Origin of the sequence: Lysinibacillus sp. NPDC097162, from assembly GCF_044762185.1 — a bacterium.
Lineage (GTDB): Bacteria > Bacillota > Bacilli > Bacillales_A > Planococcaceae > Lysinibacillus.
Genome location: NZ_JBIWDT010000001.1, coordinates 26,322 through 42,631, shown reverse-complemented (window position 1 = coordinate 42,631; position 16,310 = coordinate 26,322). Strand labels below are relative to the sequence as shown.

Genomic DNA, 16,310 nt, shown 5'->3' with positions numbered 1-16,310 from the left:
CGCCAGCACCTTTTATATTAATTTGATTGTTAAGGAGGACGAATATGGGTAAGAAAACGAAGATAGCTATTGCAATAGCAGCAGCCAGTGCAGCTGCTTGGGCAGGTAGTAAAGCTATTTCCAAACCTCAACAGCGTGAAGGGAAACAAGCATTACAATTTGATCGCCCGATCATTCTCGCACATCGTGGCGGAGCACATTTAGAACCTGAGCATACAATGCTTGCTTTTGAAAAATCTGCACAGTTAGGTGTAGACGGCTTTGAAATAGACATTCGCTTAACAAAAGACGAAGAAATTATCGTTTACCATGATGCTACCGTAGAACGTACTACTGATGGTTATGGGTCAGTATCAGAAATGACATTAGCAGAAATAAACGCATTGAATCATGGCTATCAATTTGAAGATTTAGCAGGTGAATTTCCTTATCGGGACAAAAAAGTTGACGTTGTTACACTACGTGAATTACTAGAAAGCTATCCAAATATGTTAATCAATATTGATATTAAAGATGCACCAGATACGTATGAAGGTAGTTTAATGCCTTCTAAACTATGGCGATTAATAGAAGAACTTAATGCAGAGGATCATGTCGTTGTCACTAGCTTTTATGGTGAACAAATTGACCGTTTTAATTTATATGCACAAAATCAAGTTGCGCTTGGAGCTGGTGAATCAGATGTACGCAAAGCATTTGCTTCATTCTCAAGTCAATTCGGACATTTATATCATCCAAAAGTAGACGTATTTCAAATTCCTCCAAAATCAGGTGTCGTATCGCTCGATTCACCGAAATTTATTCAGTTTTTAAATAACTTGAATATCCCTGTCCATTATTGGACAATCAACGATTCTGTTACGATGAATAAATTAATTAATAACGGCGCAAAAGGTATTATTACCGATCGACCTGATGTTGCAGTTGAATTACTACAAGAACATGATTGAAGACATAAAGGTAAGAGCAACTATTGTAAATGCTCTTACCTTTATCTTTTATAAAACGCCATTAAGATAATTGAGCTAAAATTGCATCAGTTACCTCCCGTAATGTGGCAGTTCCCCCTAAATCTCCGGTTTTTATACCTTGCGCCAATGTAGCCTCCATTGCATTTAGCACCGTTGAACCTAGCTCTTGATAGCCTAAAAAATCAAGCATCATTTTGCCTGTCCATATTTGCCCAAGCGGATTAGCAATTCCTTTTCCAGCAATATCTGGCGCGGAGCCATGAACTGGTTCAAACATAGAAGGATATTCGCGTTCAATATTTAAGTTAGCTGCTGGAGCAATACCGATACTTCCCATAATAGCTCCACCTAAATCTGTTAAAATATCTCCAAATAAATTGGAAGCAACGATTACATCAAAGTTTTCTGGTTTCATCACTAGGAAAGCTGCTAACGCATCAATATGGTTAGTCGCTTGTCCAATTGCTTTATAGTCTTTACCAACTTCTTCAAATACCTCATCCCAAAATGGCATGCTGTAAGTTAAACCATTCGATTTTGTTGCACTAGTAACATGCTGACGACGGGTTTTAGCCATATCAAAGGCATATCGCATCGCACGTTCGGTCGCTTTTCTAGTAAAGATTGCATTTTGAATGGCAATTTCATCCTGTCCGCTATGAATACGACCACCACTCTCTGAATACTCCCCTTCTGAGTTTTCACGTACAACAACAAAGTCAAAGCCATTCGGATTACGTAATGGTGATGCTAAGCCTTGTAGTAGCTTCGCTGGACGTACATTAATAGACTGCTTCATTTCACGACGAATTTTAATTAATAACCCCCACAAGGAAATGTGATCGGGTACTAGATCAGGCATTCCTACTGCCCCTAAAAAGATTTGATCATAGCCCTTTAATAGTTCGATGCCGTTATCAGGCATCATTTTACCTGTTTCTAAATAATAATCACAGCCCCATGGAAATGTTGTCCATTCAAATGTAAAGCTTCCATCTAATTGTGCAACCTTGTCTAAAACTTCTATCGCTGCTGGTACTACTTCTTTTCCAATACCATCTCCTGGAATAACAGCAATTCGATATGTATTCATTTCATTGCCCCCTTTTCCCAACTTTACTTACATATTTACTATATAATTTTTATTGCAAAAAAAATAGAAGCAGTGTTTTTTGACATGCTTCTACCTGTAGAGAATATGACACGATGATTTCCGTTCCAGGCGCTCCCTTTCCGTAGGCACGGCTTCAACTAATTTTTTCGGCAATGCCACAAAAATGGATTTTCAGCTACAGGAGTGTCGCACCTTCCACTCCAATCAACTAGTAGCATCTACATATAAAATAATTTGCTCCTAGGTTATGAATTTTCACAAAAAAAGACACAACACCTCGAGAGGTATTGTGTCTTTACATGAAGCAGTGTCGTTTTGACACTACTTCTATTATGCAGAACAGGAGCAAGAGCCACCTGAGCCACAACCGCTTCCACATGAAGAATTGGATGCGAAAAATGGATTACTTACTGGTACTTTTACTGCTTCTGATACAGTTTTACCTATAAGTAAGCTTATCTCATCTAGTAAATCTTGAAAATCATTTTCAGCTAACTTTAATGCTGAAATTTTTTCATTTAAATCGAGTGAGCGCTTTTGCTGACGAATCGATTTCATAATTGTATGATAATCCGGATGATATTTTCCGAAACGTTGTACATCTTCGTATTGCTCCTTCATGCGACCAAATGCATAAATAGCTTCAACTAGCTCACTATCGCTATATACAGCATTATACGCTAACCTTAGCGCATTCGCAGGCTCGGAGGAAAGAATCATTTCGCAAAGCGCATCGGCCTCATCCAAAATGATTGCCCATTCAGAGGTTATCATCATTTTAATTCCCCCAATCTAATACCCATCATAACAGATTTTGTGGTAATTTTACATTATTGATATTTCTAAAAGAAGGAGTTTTAAAATTGGCAACATCAACTAAAGGACAAATTGAAGAATTACTCGCTACTATTTTACAACATAGTACAGCGGAGGATGAGGAAGTTTTACTACACTTGCTAAATGGTATTCACGGTAAACAACAAGGCATACATCGCCGTTATATCAATGCCGCTTTACATATGGTGGGCAACTTCGAGCCAGACAGTAGTGAGGTACGGATACCTATTACACCCGTTATTCACAATACCATTAAAGTGCCGCACGGAGGGATTATTGCAACAATTGCTGATGCCGCAATGGGCGGACTCGCATCGCGTTCTGTTCCAGCAGGCTTTAATGTTGTAACAACAAATATTAACGTCTCCTATATAGCAACCACGACCAATAAAGAATTAGTTGCACGAGGACGTTTTGTTCATAAGGGACGTCAAACACTTGTAATGGAATGTGACATTGAGGATGAAACTGGTCGTAAACTGGCAATTGCCACCGCTTCGTTCTTTGTTATTCAGCGTCGTTAGTCATAACAGAGGCAAAATAATCTTTAATACATTGTTGATCGGAAAAAGGGAATTTTTGATTTTTTATTTGTTGTGTTTGTTCATGCCCTTTTCCGGCAACAAGCACAATATCTCCTTTTTGCGCTTTTGCCAATGCCTGATGAATCGCAACTTTCCGGTCTAAAAAAATTTCATAATATTGCTGCTCTGAGAAACCAGCAATAATACTTTCATTAATTAATATAGGATCCTCATCACGAGGGTTATCAGTCGTTAAGAAAATAACATCTGCATACTTGCTTGCCACAGCACCCATGGCAAAACGTTTTGCCTTATCTCTATTGCCACCGCAGCTAAACACTAGGTAGATGGTCTTCTTACTATCAAAAGTTTGTAACACTGCCTGCAATGCCTCTGCCGTATGTGCATAATCTACATACACATCAATACCAAGTAGGTTTTCTATTCGCTCCAGTCTACCTTCTGGTAATTTAAGTCCCCACATATGCTCCGCTAGTTCATCAATAGTGAAACCTAAACGCCACACAGCCATTAATGCAGCTACTGCATTTTGCACATGATACTTACCAACAAAAGGAATGGCAATAATGTGCTCACTCGTTGTCGTTTGCAAACATAGTACGGTTTTTCCAATAGTTTCACTCACGATTTGTATATGTAAATCATTGTGATTGTCAAAGCCGAATGAGCATGATTTTTTCTTGTCGTAAATACCAACGGAGCGGCAAAAATTATCGTCTCCATTTAACACAATTTTTTTTGATAAATCCGCTAATCTCTTTTTAGCACGTTTATACGCTTCTAGTCCCCCATGGTCTTCCAAATGATCCTCTGATAAATTTAAAAATACCCCACAATCAATATCGCAATGATCAAGTCTATGCTGTTGCAGTCCCATTGAGGAAGCTTCTAAAACAACATGTGTAACACCTTGACGAACACATTGTTTTAAAATAGGATGTAGCTCTTTTGCTTGTAATGTTGTTAACTGCTCATATTCTGTTTGTTGTTTTTGCCCATTAACGAAGAAGCCTACTGTTCCAATAACTGCTACATTTTTATGTAAAGCTTTTAGTAATTGGCTTACAAAATGACTTACCGTTGTTTTTCCATTCGTTCCCGTTATGGCAATAACCGATAATGCTTCAGCCGGAAAAGCAGCTAGTTTTGCACTTGCATAAGATAAAAACAAAGCGGTATTCGGTACCCAAACGAAAGGAATATTCTGATCGCTGAATGGTATTGCAATACTTTCCTCGGATACTACAGCGGCAGCTCCTCTTGCCAGTGCTTCTTTTACAAAGCGACTGCCAGATGTCTTTTTTCCTTTGCGGACAATGAAAATATCTCCAGGTTTCACCGATTGTGCATAATCCTCTACACCAGTAATTATTGTACGAATGGATCCACCAGTTACACTACATGGCCAATCTTTCAATAGCTCAGCTAATTGCAATGTCTCATTCCTCCTTTCAGTTCTCTATCATATGACGGCTTTTGTAACGGTGTGACGAAAAATGTAGGAGCCTCCAAATGCCATTTAAGTAGGCTATTGTAAACGTGGAAAGTTGCAAGCCATTCACCAATACGAAAAATATTAGCCATTTGATTTTGCCTGTTTTAGACAAAAAAAGATTGTCTTGAATTAATCAAGACAATCTTTTGAGACTGATTAAATTATAGAGTTACCTAAAATAATATAGGCTTCTTAATCGTAAAAATCCTACTCGCAAAGTTCAGAATTGTTTGAGTGCCTGGCACTTATTGAACTGCTTCTTCTGTATCCTCAACAGATTCCTCACTATCATCCTTTTGCTTCGATGGCTCCACGAAAATTTGAGTATAGTAATTTAAAAAGACACCTGATCCTACAGCAGAAAATTTATCGTTTAAAATTACTTTGCGATGTTCAGGTGAATTGAGCCAGCCATGCATTGCCTCAATCGCATCAAAGTATGCTGTCGCGAGGTTTTCATTCGCATCACTATAAGCAATTTCATGTGTGTCTAAACGTTTCTTTAAATCGCCATTTGTTGGTGATTCATGACCTGAAAAATTTTGCACTTTCATATCTTCACTGTGCAATTTTGCTACTTCTTCTAGTTTTGCATCAAGTTCCAATGGAGCTAAATCATGATGAACGCGCGTGACATTAATTAAATCATCAAGCTGTGCAGTACTTGCTTCATTAATAACTTGTTGTAAAAACGAGGATGGCGGCGTCGGACTAACAAGCTCACCTTGATAAATCATTTCATAAGGCTGATGTAGTACGAGCGTCTCACTATCCGTAAAGCGAACACCTTGTAGTGCACTCGTTTCTCTATCAATATAAAGTTGTGCAAATAGTCCATCAAATTTTATTAGTAGCCTAGTCTGCATATCTTCCTCACTCATAGAGAAAATGAAAATATTTTCCCCCACATTGGCAGCTACTTCATAATCTATAATCGTCATTCGGTAAATATCGTCCCGCTTCTGACCTATTTTAAAAGGTGTAGCATCTAGCTTATCACCCGCTATGTATACTTGTGTCACTACATCATTTTGCACGCCCAGCATAAAAAATGTCGACACACTTGTTTTATAAACCCACCATTCATAACCAAATGATGAAGGCTCTTTCCTTGCCGGTTCACCATATTGTTCTAAGACAACTTGAATTCCTTGGCCAATTAATGTCGACATACCACTTTGCGGACGTGTCATCGCTCCAACTTCTGGTTGCTCCAGCTCTGTTTTCGGAATAATATTTGAATTGGCATTTGGACCTTCAAGTGGCTCATTTTCTTTAGGCGTATTAAAGAACATAAAGCCGATAAACGCAATCGTTGCACAGGCAATTAAAATGCGAAATAAAGCTTTCATAAACGACTCCTTTCTTCCCCATTATTGTAAGTTATTATATCAATTGTAAACGTGTTGACACAATGTTGTCATTGCAACAATGTCGAATATGCTCTATTATAAAAATGAGCGTATACTATGTACGAAAAGCTAAAGGAGGATTATTAGATGTATTTTGAGAATACTAACCTTGAGAATTTAACAGCTGACCAAGAACTGATTGAAAACATTATGAAAAATAATGGTTTAGAATGTGATGGTGCTTGGGATTACGAACGCATGACTTTTGACCGTCGTTTCGATACTCGTGAAGGCCGTTACTACCTACGCGTATTCGCATATGCGCAATCTGGTGATGTTGGAGCACATGATGCTGTCTTAACATTAATGAAACCAGCTCTTGGTAAATACTACTATCCACATGGTGTTGAGTATGGTGACGATGAAGTTTTCCCAGCTCATCTTGTAAAAAAATGTGATGAAATCTTAAAAAAAGTAAGATTAGACTTAGAAGCATTCGTAGTTGAGTCTCCTTCTAACAAAAAAGCGTTGGAAACTGTTAACGCTTAATTAGCGCTTTAGCAACAACGTAAAGCCAATGTCTTTGCATAGTAATGACCAAAACAATGGTATTAATGCAACAACAAATTCATGTTTACAGAATTTATATGTATAATTATCAAGAAAAGACTGGTGGTCCAGTCTTTTTTATTTTGAGTAAAAAAATTATTTCTCCTCATACTAACGGTATCTTTCAAATGATGTAGGTGAGATACTTGATACAATTTTTTAAAAGACCCTTTTTTCGTCATCCTATAATTGTCATCGCCATAGGATTAATTATACTATGGTTTTTATCCTTATCTTTTCCTATACTTCTTGCCTATGTAACCGCACTATTATTAGAGCCTCTTATTATTCGAATGAGCAAACGCTTTCGAAAAAAGCGTAAAATCATTGTCTCCATTTTTTTAGTTTTCTTTTTTTGCATAACATTACTACTATGTATTCTCTTAGGTTATATAAGCTGGAAACAGTTTTCGTCATTTATTATTCATATTCCAGATTATCTCAACCAATTATCAGCACTATGGATTCAAATTCAATCTAAGCTAGCTAATTATACGTATCATTTGCCACTTGATCTTGTGACACAAATTCAATTAATAATTGAACGAGGGTTATCCTCCATTGAAAAATTTGCACTTTCTTTAACAAATATTAATGATTGGTCGTCGTTACTTTCCCACTTACCATCACTTTTGTTTGATATTTTCGTTTATTGGATTGTGTTATACATGCTTCTTTTAGATTTACCATCGATTAACAAGAGACTAATGGCACCTATCCCTTTTCATTACCATCAAAAAATACTTTTTATCGGAGAGCGTGTTAAAGTTGCATTATTTGGCTTTATTAAAGCGCAATTACTTGTTGGAATTTGTATATTTGCCGTAGCCTTAATATCGTTTTTTTTATTAAAAACGCCTTTTCCGTTTATATTAGCACTTCTAATAGTACTATTAGATGTTATTCCCTTTTTAGACTCATTTATTTTACTGTTACCGTGGGCAATTTACAAAGCATTTACTGGTGATTATGTCTTTGCTATTGCCTTAGTTGTGCTGACAGTCGTACTTTTCTTAATACGTCGTATGATTGAGCCTAAAATTATTGGTGATAAAATTGGTCTTTCTTCGCTCTCCACTTTTATCGCGATGTTTATCGGCTTTAAAGTATTTGGTTTTCTCGGTATTTTAATCGGCCCATTACTCGTTGTCGTTGCTCTTTCTTTATTTAATCAGTCTTCTATAAAAAATCTCCCACCTTCTCAAGAGTAAGGAGGGAGATTTTTGTGTTAAAATCCTAAAATCGCTTTAATAACAGATGTTGTTTCACCTGGCTCAAATAGTATATACAATAACATGTACACCATAACACCTGTTACTGCTACAAAGAACCAGATAATACTAGTGATTGGTCCAATTCGCTTATGAAGCTTAATGTTTGTTTTTAAACCTGAAATAATACTAACTAGTCCAAATACGGCTCCAGCTGTTGCTAATGTAATGTGGAATATTAAAAAGAATGTATAGTAAGGTTTTAAATCCTCACCGCCACCAAAAGCTGTATTACCAATAAAGACCGTACGTGAAGCGTAGATGATAAAGAAGCAAAGTGCAGCAACACCAGCAGCTAACATAACCTTTTTATGTGCTTCTACTTTTCCCTTTATAATTAAGCCCCAACCAATTGCTACAAGTACAGCACTTATTACAATAAATGATGTACTAATAGTAGGCAAAATTTGCAATTCCATTCACAAAACTCCTTATACAAAATAAATTTCAATTATTACAGCTGATGTTGATGTTCTCTTTCCCATTTCTGTTGGTGTGCTTTTAATGCATCGGCAGTAATTTTATCAGGGTCCTTTTGCTCAGAACGGTACCATTTTGTAAAGATAGCGCCGATTAAAACACCAAAAATAATCTCTTGTAATATTTTCATAAGAACACCACCAAGTTGCTGATCCGCAACAGGCGTCATATCTGTAAATAACTCTGGTCCAGATAAAGACAAGCCCGATAAAGTTGAGGCTGGTACACATAGCTCCATTGCTTTGAGCCAAGCTTCACCACTCGTATATGTTTCATACATAGCATTAGGCGCAAAAATGATTAAAGCACATGCAGGAGTAATTAAAACCGCATTGGCAATAATATACGCTAATTTATGCAAAGGTTTCATTTCAGCACTATCTGGTATTTTTTGAATTAGAGGCCAGTACATTAAAACAGCAGAAACAAATAACACAAATGTATAAGTACCGTGTAATGTTTCGTTTAATTTAATGTAGTCTAATACTGATGGTAAATGGTAGATAGAAAATAAACCTATAAAAACAAATATCGCAACCACTGGTAATGTTAACACTTTAAATAAAGGTTTGACAACAGGCGCTTCAATTGCAACTTTCCACACCCACCATGGAATACCCTTAATTAAGAAAATTGGCACAAGTAATAAAAGAATAGCCATTTGCACCATATGCATCGTAAACATAATATGGGCCATTAAATCAATCGGAGATCCTTTAATAATATAAATCGTAATCATTGCCAATACAAAATAAATTGCTTCACTTTTTTTCAATGGCTCACTTACTTTAAAATCTTTACGCCATTTCGTTGTCACTAAAAAGTAAATCGCTGTTATAAAAACGAGAACTCCTATTAAATACGGGCTCCATAAAGCTTGGAAACCAAATATACTAAGTGGCATACAATACGCGCTCCTTTAACTTTTTCCAGCATACATTCCTAACGCCTTAAGCAAGTGATGCACGCCAAAATGTTTTACTTATCTTAGAAACAAACATTTACAAAATAAAGTTACGCCTCTAGCGAATATCGTGTTTTTTTTAAAACGCTAGCACTATAAAAACAGGCACGATTAGACAGAGACAATAAAACTCAATATCCCTATTATAAAACGCTTACAGCTATACTGCAATGAACGAACGGTGAACAATTTACCAGTACTACATTCTATTAGCAAAACAAAAAAAGCACGTCTCTGCGAAGAGCAGAGAACATGCCTTTTGGTGATTACCACCAAATAATTGTTAAAAATGCTAAGAAGAATGTAAATGCGATTAATACACCCATCCACATAAAGAATGCAATAACACCACCGAAGTGTGTTTTTTTATCTTCTAAGTGCATGAAAGCATAAAGTTGAAGAACAACTTGAACGCCAGCTAGCAATAGAACAAATGGTGCTATTAAGTATTTAGAAAAACCAGCTGCAACTACAGCGAACGCGATAAACGTAAAGAAAATCATGATCGCAAAGTTGATTACTTGTTTACGCATATGAACGGCATTATGATGACGATCATATTCGAATTGCGCTTGAGACTTAGCAACTACAGGTGTATCATGTGATGACATATTATCCGATCACTCCCATCAAGTATACTACTGTAAAGATAAATACCCAAACAACGTCGATAAAGTGCCAGTATAATGCAGCCACAAAGAATTTAGGCGCATTGTACAAGTTAAGTCCACGTTTAGCGTTACGGATAAGTAATGTTGTAATCCATACTAAACCTAAAGTTACGTGGAAACCGTGTGTACCTACTAGCGTATAGAACGAAGTTGCGAATGCAGATTGGTTAAAAGTGAAACCAAGGTGCACATAGTGTTGGAACTCATAAATTTCTAGGGCAAGGAAGCCAAGACCTAAAAGTAACGTGATTGCTAACCAAGTTTGCATACCTTTGTAATTAAAGTTACGCATATGGTAAATCGCATAAACAGAAGTCAGTGAAGACGTTAATAGTAACATCGTCATTGCAAATGCTAACGGTAATTCAAATAAACCTTGTGTTGTGAACTCCATGCCAGCTGGCCCTTTGTTCTTAAGTGCTAAGTAAGTTGCAAATAAACTTGCGAAAAGTACAACTTCACAGGCAAGGAAAATCCAGAAACCAACGACTTTATTTTTACCTTCCATCGTTGCTTGTTCAGGATGATCTGGCCAAGTATGAGGAGTAAATTTAGTATTGATATCCATTATTTATTTCCTCCTTTACCGTAAAGTTGTTCTTCAATTTCAATAATGTCTTCTTTGTGTAAGTGGAAGCCGTGATCGTCCTTAACAGAACGGAAAATCATAGCACCAAATGTAATAGCAAGACCAATAATTAATACATAAATTGACCATGGTTTATCTGCATCTGGATTATAAAGAGCACCGAATGCTGCGATAAACATACCTAAAGAAATAACGAATGGTATTGCAGAGTTGTTTGGCATATGAATATCACCTAATGGCTCAGCAAATGTAACATCTTTATTACCTTCTTGCTTTTCGATCCACCATGGATCTAGACCACGAACAAGTGGTGTTTGACGGAAGTTATAGAATGGAATTGGTTGTGGAATTGACCATTCTAAAGTACGTCCATCGCCCCAAGGATCGCGACCTGCCGGTTTACCTTTGATAGACATTAAGCAGTTAATTACCATTAAGATAACCCCTACACCCATCATCAATGCACCGATTGTAGAAATATAGTTGAACTGATCCCAACCTTGACCTTCCATGTAAGTGAATACGCGACGTGGCATACCCATTAAACCTAAGAAGTGTTGTACGAAGAATGTTAAATGGAATCCGATAAAGAATACCCAGAAAGTCAATTTACCAAGCGCTTCGTTTAACATACGGTTGAAGAAAATTGGCCAGTAGAAGTGCGCTGAACCGAATAAAGCAGTTACGATACCACCTACGATTACGTAGTGGAAGTGAGCAACGATAAAGTAAGAATCGTGTAATTGGTAATCAAGTGGAGCAGATGCTTGCATTACCCCAGTAACACCACCCGCAACGAATGACGGGATAAAACCAAGTGCATAAAGCATTGGTGTAGTAACTTTAATAGACCCGCCCCAAATAGTTAAGATCCAGTTGAATACTTTCATACCTGTTGGAACGGCAATTGCCATTGTTGCAACAGCGAAAATTGCGTTCGCAGTTGGCCCAAGACCAGTTGTGAACATGTGGTGAGCCCAAACCATGAAGCCTAGGAAACCAATTAAAATTGTTGCGAATACCATTGAAGAGTATCCGAACAGACGCTTACGAGAGAATGCTGGGATAATCTCCGAGAATAAACCGAAAGCAGGTAATACTAAAATATAAACTTCTGGGTGTCCGAAGATCCAGAATAAGTGTTCCCAAATTACTGTGTTACCACCCATTGTATGGTCAAAGAAGTTACCACCGAACATACGGTCAAATAACATCATTAATAAACCAATAGTTAATGGAGGGAATGCGAATAAGATTAATGCACTTGATACTAGAGCAGTCCAAGTGAATAATGGCATACGCATAAATGTCATACCAGGAGCACGCATAGTAATAATCGTTACGATAAAGTTAAGACCTGAAATTAACGTACCCGCCCCTGAAATTTGTAAACCAAGTACATAGAAGTCAATACCATGTCCTGGAGAATATAAAGATAATGATGCATAAGATGTCCAGCCCGCATCAGGTGCGCCACCCATAAAGAATGATAGGTGAAGGAATACAGCACCTAGGAAGAACAACCAGAACCCTAAAGAGTTAAGGAACGGGAATGCAACGTCACGTGCACCAATTTGTAATGGTACAAGCATGTTCATAAATGCGAATAGTAATGGAGTCGCGGCAAGGAATAACATTGTCGTTCCGTGCATCGTTAATAATTCATTGAAAAAACCAGCTGAAACGAAATCGTTATTTGGTTTCATTAACTGAATACGCATTAATAACGCTTCAAAACCAGCGATAGCGAAGAACAATGTACCGGCTAATAAATACATTACAGCTAACTTTTTATGGTCAACAGTTGTAATGTAATCCCAGACAGCTGCTCCAAAGCCCTTTTTCTGTGTATATGAGCTCACAACTTTTACCTCCCTCAAAGTTTGTTACATAAAACGAAAAATTATTTCTCTACTGATAAGCCCATGATGTAAGTTGCAAGAGCTTGAATTTCTTCTTCAGATAAATCGCCATAGATTGGTGCAGTACCATCTGGATTCATCATTAAGTTACCTGGTTTAAAATCACCTGGGTTTTTAATCCATGCTTGTACGTTTTCTTCAGTATGTTCTAAGAAACCTGCAACACGGTTACGGTCACCGAATGTAGTTAAGTTAGGACCTACTCCACCAGTACCACCTACGCCAGATACAGCGTGACAAGCTAAACAGCTGTTAGCAAATGTAGCTTCACCAAGATCAGTTGAATCTTTTGAAGCAGTTTGTCCTTCAGTTGCTTTCATGCTAGCTACCCAAGCATCGAATGCATCTGGGCTAACTGTTTTTACCTTAAAGTCCATTAGTGCGTGTGAAGGGCCACATAGCTCAGCACATTTACCATAGAATACGCCATCTTTAAGATCTGCTGATTCTTTATCGAATACTAAATAGAATTTGTTTAAGTTCTCTACGTTAGTATCCATTTTACCGCCAATCGCGGGAATCCAGAATGAGTGCTTAACATCAGCAGCTTTTAAGTTAAAGTAAACTTTTTGACCTGTTGGTACAACTAATTCTTGTGCTGTTACAATCCCTTGGTTTGGATATTCAAACTCCCACCAGTATAGTTTTGCAGTTACATTTACTGTTAGGGCAGTTTTATTACCTTCAGCATCTACTTCGTCCATTGCAGCAACATCTGCAAATTTATAAGTAGCAGTAACAACCGGTACAGCTAAGATTAATAATAAAATAATTGGAATAACTGTCCAAATTACTTCAAGTGTGTGACTACCTTCCACTTGCTTAGGAATAACGTTTTCGCCTACTTTTGATCGGCGGAATTTTAAGAATGCAAGTAAATAGATTACAGATACTATTACTACAACTAACGTCATAATTCCAGTAGCCAACATTAATAGGTTGAATTGTTCTTTACCTACTTGACCAGACGGTTTCAGTGCAGAAATATACTCTTCACCACAACCAGAAAGGAAAACCATCATCACTGCTAGAAGTGAAAAAAGACGCCACTTTTTAAGCCCTTTCATCATAGCTTAATTAAACCCCTCTTTCTTTGTTGTATTTTCATGTGTACCTAGGACATTGGTTCTATCTATATGAATTCTTGTGAAAGAAAGAATTCCAAATTAGCTGAATACCGCAAATATTATGATAGCCACAAATAGTATGGTCATATGATTCAATGAATAAATAAACATTTTATTTGCCCACTTCATATCGTCTTTTGTGGTAAAGCCCTTTAAAGCTAGTAATAACCAGCCTACGTTCAAAGTAGTCGCAAGCACTAAGAATCCAACTCCAAGCTCAGGTAAAAGGAACGGTAGCGGTAATAATAAAAGAATCCAGAAAAACATTGAGTACTTCGTTCGTTTAAAACCTTTTACAACTGGTAGCATTGGAATATTAGCTGCACGATATTCTTCAGTACGTTTCATAGCAAGCGCATAAAAATGCGGTGGCTGCCATACAAACATGATAAGAAATAGGGCAAGTGCTCCTGGGCCAAGTGCAGGTTCAACTGCTGCAAAACCAATTACAGGTGGAATCGCCCCAGAAATACTTCCAACAATCGTGTTACTAACATGCTTCCTCTTTGACCACATTGAATATAGAACAACATAAGCGAATATTCCAACTAGTCCCCACATGCCGGCCGCAAATGATGCCGTAAATAACAAAATTTCACCTACAATTAAAAATGAGAGGGCAATAGTCAATACAAAGTTCAGCTTAAATCTACCTGTCACTGTCGGTCTTGACTTTGTGCGTTTCATTATAGGGTCAATATCTCGATCAATGAAATTATTCATTGCACCAGAACCGCCAATAATTAATGCAGCACCAAGCATGATACAAACTATAACATCAAGCTCTTGCAAGAAATGTCTACCAGTAAATTGAAATGCTAGCCACATCCCTGTAAACGTTGTGACAAGATTCGAGTTAACGATTCCAATTTTTATCAGTGCTAAGAAATCTTTTACAACGGATGAAGTTCCTGGATTAGTATTTCTAGTAGCTGAAAACGTACGACCGTTTGACATGTTACCTCTCCTTTCATTTTTGTAAGCATATTCCGCTAACAATAACTATAGCGAAATTTGCGATTGATTTCTAGACGTTTAGTGAAATTTAGATGAAGTTGTAAAAATTAGCTTTGTCTAGAAATATAATTAAAAACAACATATCTATAGTAAATCATTTTCTAAAATGAATTGTGAAGGTTAAAGCACGAAATTATGAACAATTTGTGAAATGGAATCAACATCTAAAACTACCTACTCCTTACAAGTTGTTTTTTAAACGTATTTTAGATATCATCTAGTAGCAGAAACATTACTTTCATGTAATATTGATAGATAAAGTAGGTGACTCATTTTATGCAACACAACAGGTATATGAAGTGGTTTGCTGTTGCCGCTACAGTGGGAATGCTCCTTATTTTACTAGGCGGGGCACTCGTTACTAAAACAGATAGTGGCTTAGGCTGCGGTAGAAACTGGCCGGATTGTAATGGATCTCTTATCCCAAAAGAAATTACAACAGAAGTATTAATCGAATTCTCGCATCGTCTTGTAACAGGAGTCGTATCAATTTCAATTCTTGTCTTAACAATTTGGACATGGCGGAAACTTGGGCATATTCGTGAAGTAAAATTTTTAGGTTTTTTATCGATGTTCTTCTTAATCGCACAGGCACTAATTGGAGCAGCTCAAGTATTATGGGGACAAGGAGACTTCATTCTAGCACTTCACTTTGGAATCTCACTTATTTCTTTTGCTGCCGTTCTTATTCTTTCTATGATTGTATTTGAAGTTGATCGAAAGTTTGATGCAGATAACGTATTTATTGGGAAAAAACTACGTTGGCATACAATTGCTGTCACAATTTATTCTTATTTGGTCGTTTATACAGGGGCACTCGTTCGACATACAGATTCTAGTTTAGTATGCCCAGACTGGCCATTTTGCTACAACGAAACACCGTTTGCCTCACCAAACAATATGTACGAATGGGTACAAATGGGACATCGACTTGCAGCTATCATTATTTTCATTTGGATTACATACATAACTTGGCACGCTATAAAAGAATACAAACAACAACGTGTTATTTATTATGGCTGGATTACCGCTTTCATCATAGTTATATTACAAGTTTTAGCTGGTATGTCAGTAGTCCTTACTAGATTGAATTTAACAGTAGCTTTATTGCATTCATTGTTCATTTCACTTTTATTTGGTCTCCTTTGTTACATGATTATGCTTGTAGCACGTAGCAATTATAATGAAAAAAATAAATAATTTTAGAAAAGGATTCGGCTCTGTCGAGTCTTTTTTTCATTTACCCCACTTACTCCTCATCCAAAATTAAATAACCCACATGCACGAATTTTGCTAAGAAACAGCTAATTTATATTACTTTTTTGATATGAAGGAAAAGACTAATT

The 16,310-nt window shown here is 37.0% G+C and carries 16 protein-coding genes; 5 read left to right on the top strand and 11 right to left on the bottom strand.

The window, feature by feature from the left end; translation table 11 throughout:
• Positions 1 to 44 precede the first annotated feature (44 nt).
• On the top strand, positions 45 to 950 hold the full coding sequence (locus ACIQXW_RS00210) for a glycerophosphodiester phosphodiesterase family protein (protein WP_401020511.1): 906 nt from the start codon (positions 45 to 47) through the stop codon (positions 948 to 950).
• Positions 951 to 1,011: 61 nt separating this feature from the next.
• Here the strand turns inward: ACIQXW_RS00210 and ACIQXW_RS00205 are convergent, their stop codons facing one another.
• Positions 1,012 to 2,064 carry a tartrate dehydrogenase gene (locus tag ACIQXW_RS00205; RefSeq protein WP_401020513.1) on the bottom strand — a complete coding sequence of 351 codons (1,053 nt, stop codon included), beginning with the start codon at positions 2,062 to 2,064 and terminating at the stop codon, positions 1,012 to 1,014.
• Positions 2,065 to 2,415: 351 nt separating this feature from the next.
• On the bottom strand, positions 2,416 to 2,862 hold the full coding sequence (locus ACIQXW_RS00200) for a YlbF/YmcA family competence regulator (RefSeq protein WP_402759314.1): 447 nt from the start codon (positions 2,860 to 2,862) through the stop codon (positions 2,416 to 2,418).
• A gap of 86 nt (positions 2,863 to 2,948) precedes the next feature.
• Here ACIQXW_RS00200 and ACIQXW_RS00195 point away from each other — a divergent pair, with 86 nt between their 5' ends.
• A complete protein-coding gene (locus ACIQXW_RS00195) occupies positions 2,949 to 3,446 on the top strand; it encodes a PaaI family thioesterase (protein WP_340826019.1) in 498 nt (165 codons plus the stop codon).
• Here ACIQXW_RS00195 and ACIQXW_RS00190 read toward each other — a convergent pair.
• Both ACIQXW_RS00190 and ACIQXW_RS00185 read right to left on the bottom strand, forming a co-directional pair.
• On the bottom strand, positions 3,430 to 4,902 hold the full coding sequence (locus ACIQXW_RS00190) for a UDP-N-acetylmuramoyl-L-alanyl-D-glutamate--2,6-diaminopimelate ligase (protein WP_402759312.1): 1,473 nt from the start codon (positions 4,900 to 4,902) through the stop codon (positions 3,430 to 3,432). The genes ACIQXW_RS00195 and ACIQXW_RS00190 overlap by 17 nt on opposite strands.
• A 305-nt stretch (positions 4,903 to 5,207) precedes the next feature.
• Positions 5,208 to 6,314 (bottom strand): CAP domain-containing protein, encoded by a 1,107-nt coding sequence (locus ACIQXW_RS00185; RefSeq protein WP_402759310.1) that lies wholly within the window; start codon positions 6,312 to 6,314, stop codon positions 5,208 to 5,210.
• A 147-nt stretch (positions 6,315 to 6,461) separates the two neighbouring features.
• Between ACIQXW_RS00185 and ACIQXW_RS00180 the strand changes: the two genes are divergently transcribed.
• Positions 6,462 to 6,863, top strand: a complete 402-nt coding sequence (locus ACIQXW_RS00180) for a YugN family protein (RefSeq protein WP_173477879.1) — start codon at positions 6,462 to 6,464, stop codon at positions 6,861 to 6,863.
• A gap of 206 nt (positions 6,864 to 7,069) precedes the next feature.
• Entirely contained in the window at positions 7,070 to 8,134 is a 1,065-nt protein-coding gene (ytvI, locus tag ACIQXW_RS00175) for a sporulation integral membrane protein YtvI (RefSeq protein ID WP_402759308.1), read from the top strand.
• 17 nt (positions 8,135 to 8,151) lie between these two features.
• Here ytvI and ACIQXW_RS00170 read toward each other — a convergent pair whose 3' ends face one another.
• The 7 genes from ACIQXW_RS00170 to cyoE form a co-directional block, all read right to left on the bottom strand.
• Entirely contained in the window at positions 8,152 to 8,613 is a 462-nt protein-coding gene (locus ACIQXW_RS00170) for a DUF420 domain-containing protein (protein WP_340826024.1), read from the bottom strand.
• A gap of 35 nt (positions 8,614 to 8,648) precedes the next feature.
• Positions 8,649 to 9,578 (bottom strand): cytochrome c oxidase assembly factor CtaG, encoded by a 930-nt coding sequence (gene ctaG / locus ACIQXW_RS00165; RefSeq protein ID WP_340826025.1) that lies wholly within the window; start codon positions 9,576 to 9,578, stop codon positions 8,649 to 8,651.
• Between the two features lie 326 nt (positions 9,579 to 9,904).
• Positions 9,905 to 10,249, bottom strand: coding sequence for a cytochrome C oxidase subunit IV family protein (locus ACIQXW_RS00160; protein ID WP_340826026.1), 345 nt, complete (start codon positions 10,247 to 10,249; stop codon positions 9,905 to 9,907).
• Position 10,250: 1 nt separating this feature from the next.
• The gene (locus ACIQXW_RS00155) at positions 10,251 to 10,877 is read right to left on the bottom strand and encodes a cytochrome c oxidase subunit 3 (RefSeq protein WP_340826027.1); all 627 of its coding nucleotides are present in this window, start codon (positions 10,875 to 10,877) and stop codon (positions 10,251 to 10,253) included.
• Complete coding sequence (ctaD, locus tag ACIQXW_RS00150; RefSeq protein ID WP_340826028.1) at positions 10,877 to 12,760, bottom strand: cytochrome c oxidase subunit I; 1,884 nt, start codon at positions 12,758 to 12,760, stop codon at positions 10,877 to 10,879. Before ctaD ends, ACIQXW_RS00155 begins: the two co-directional genes overlap by 1 nt.
• Before the next feature lie 41 nt (positions 12,761 to 12,801).
• Complete coding sequence (gene coxB / locus ACIQXW_RS00145; RefSeq protein ID WP_340826030.1) at positions 12,802 to 13,890, bottom strand: cytochrome c oxidase subunit II; 1,089 nt, start codon at positions 13,888 to 13,890, stop codon at positions 12,802 to 12,804.
• Between the two features lie 96 nt (positions 13,891 to 13,986).
• Complete coding sequence (gene cyoE / locus ACIQXW_RS00140) at positions 13,987 to 14,904, bottom strand: heme o synthase (protein WP_401020525.1); 918 nt, start codon at positions 14,902 to 14,904, stop codon at positions 13,987 to 13,989.
• A gap of 336 nt (positions 14,905 to 15,240) precedes the next feature.
• Here cyoE and ACIQXW_RS00135 point away from each other — a divergent pair, with 336 nt between their 5' ends.
• Positions 15,241 to 16,164 carry a COX15/CtaA family protein gene (locus ACIQXW_RS00135; protein ID WP_340826032.1) on the top strand — a complete coding sequence of 308 codons (924 nt, stop codon included), beginning with the start codon at positions 15,241 to 15,243 and terminating at the stop codon, positions 16,162 to 16,164.
• The last annotated feature ends 146 nt before the right edge of the window (positions 16,165 to 16,310 follow it).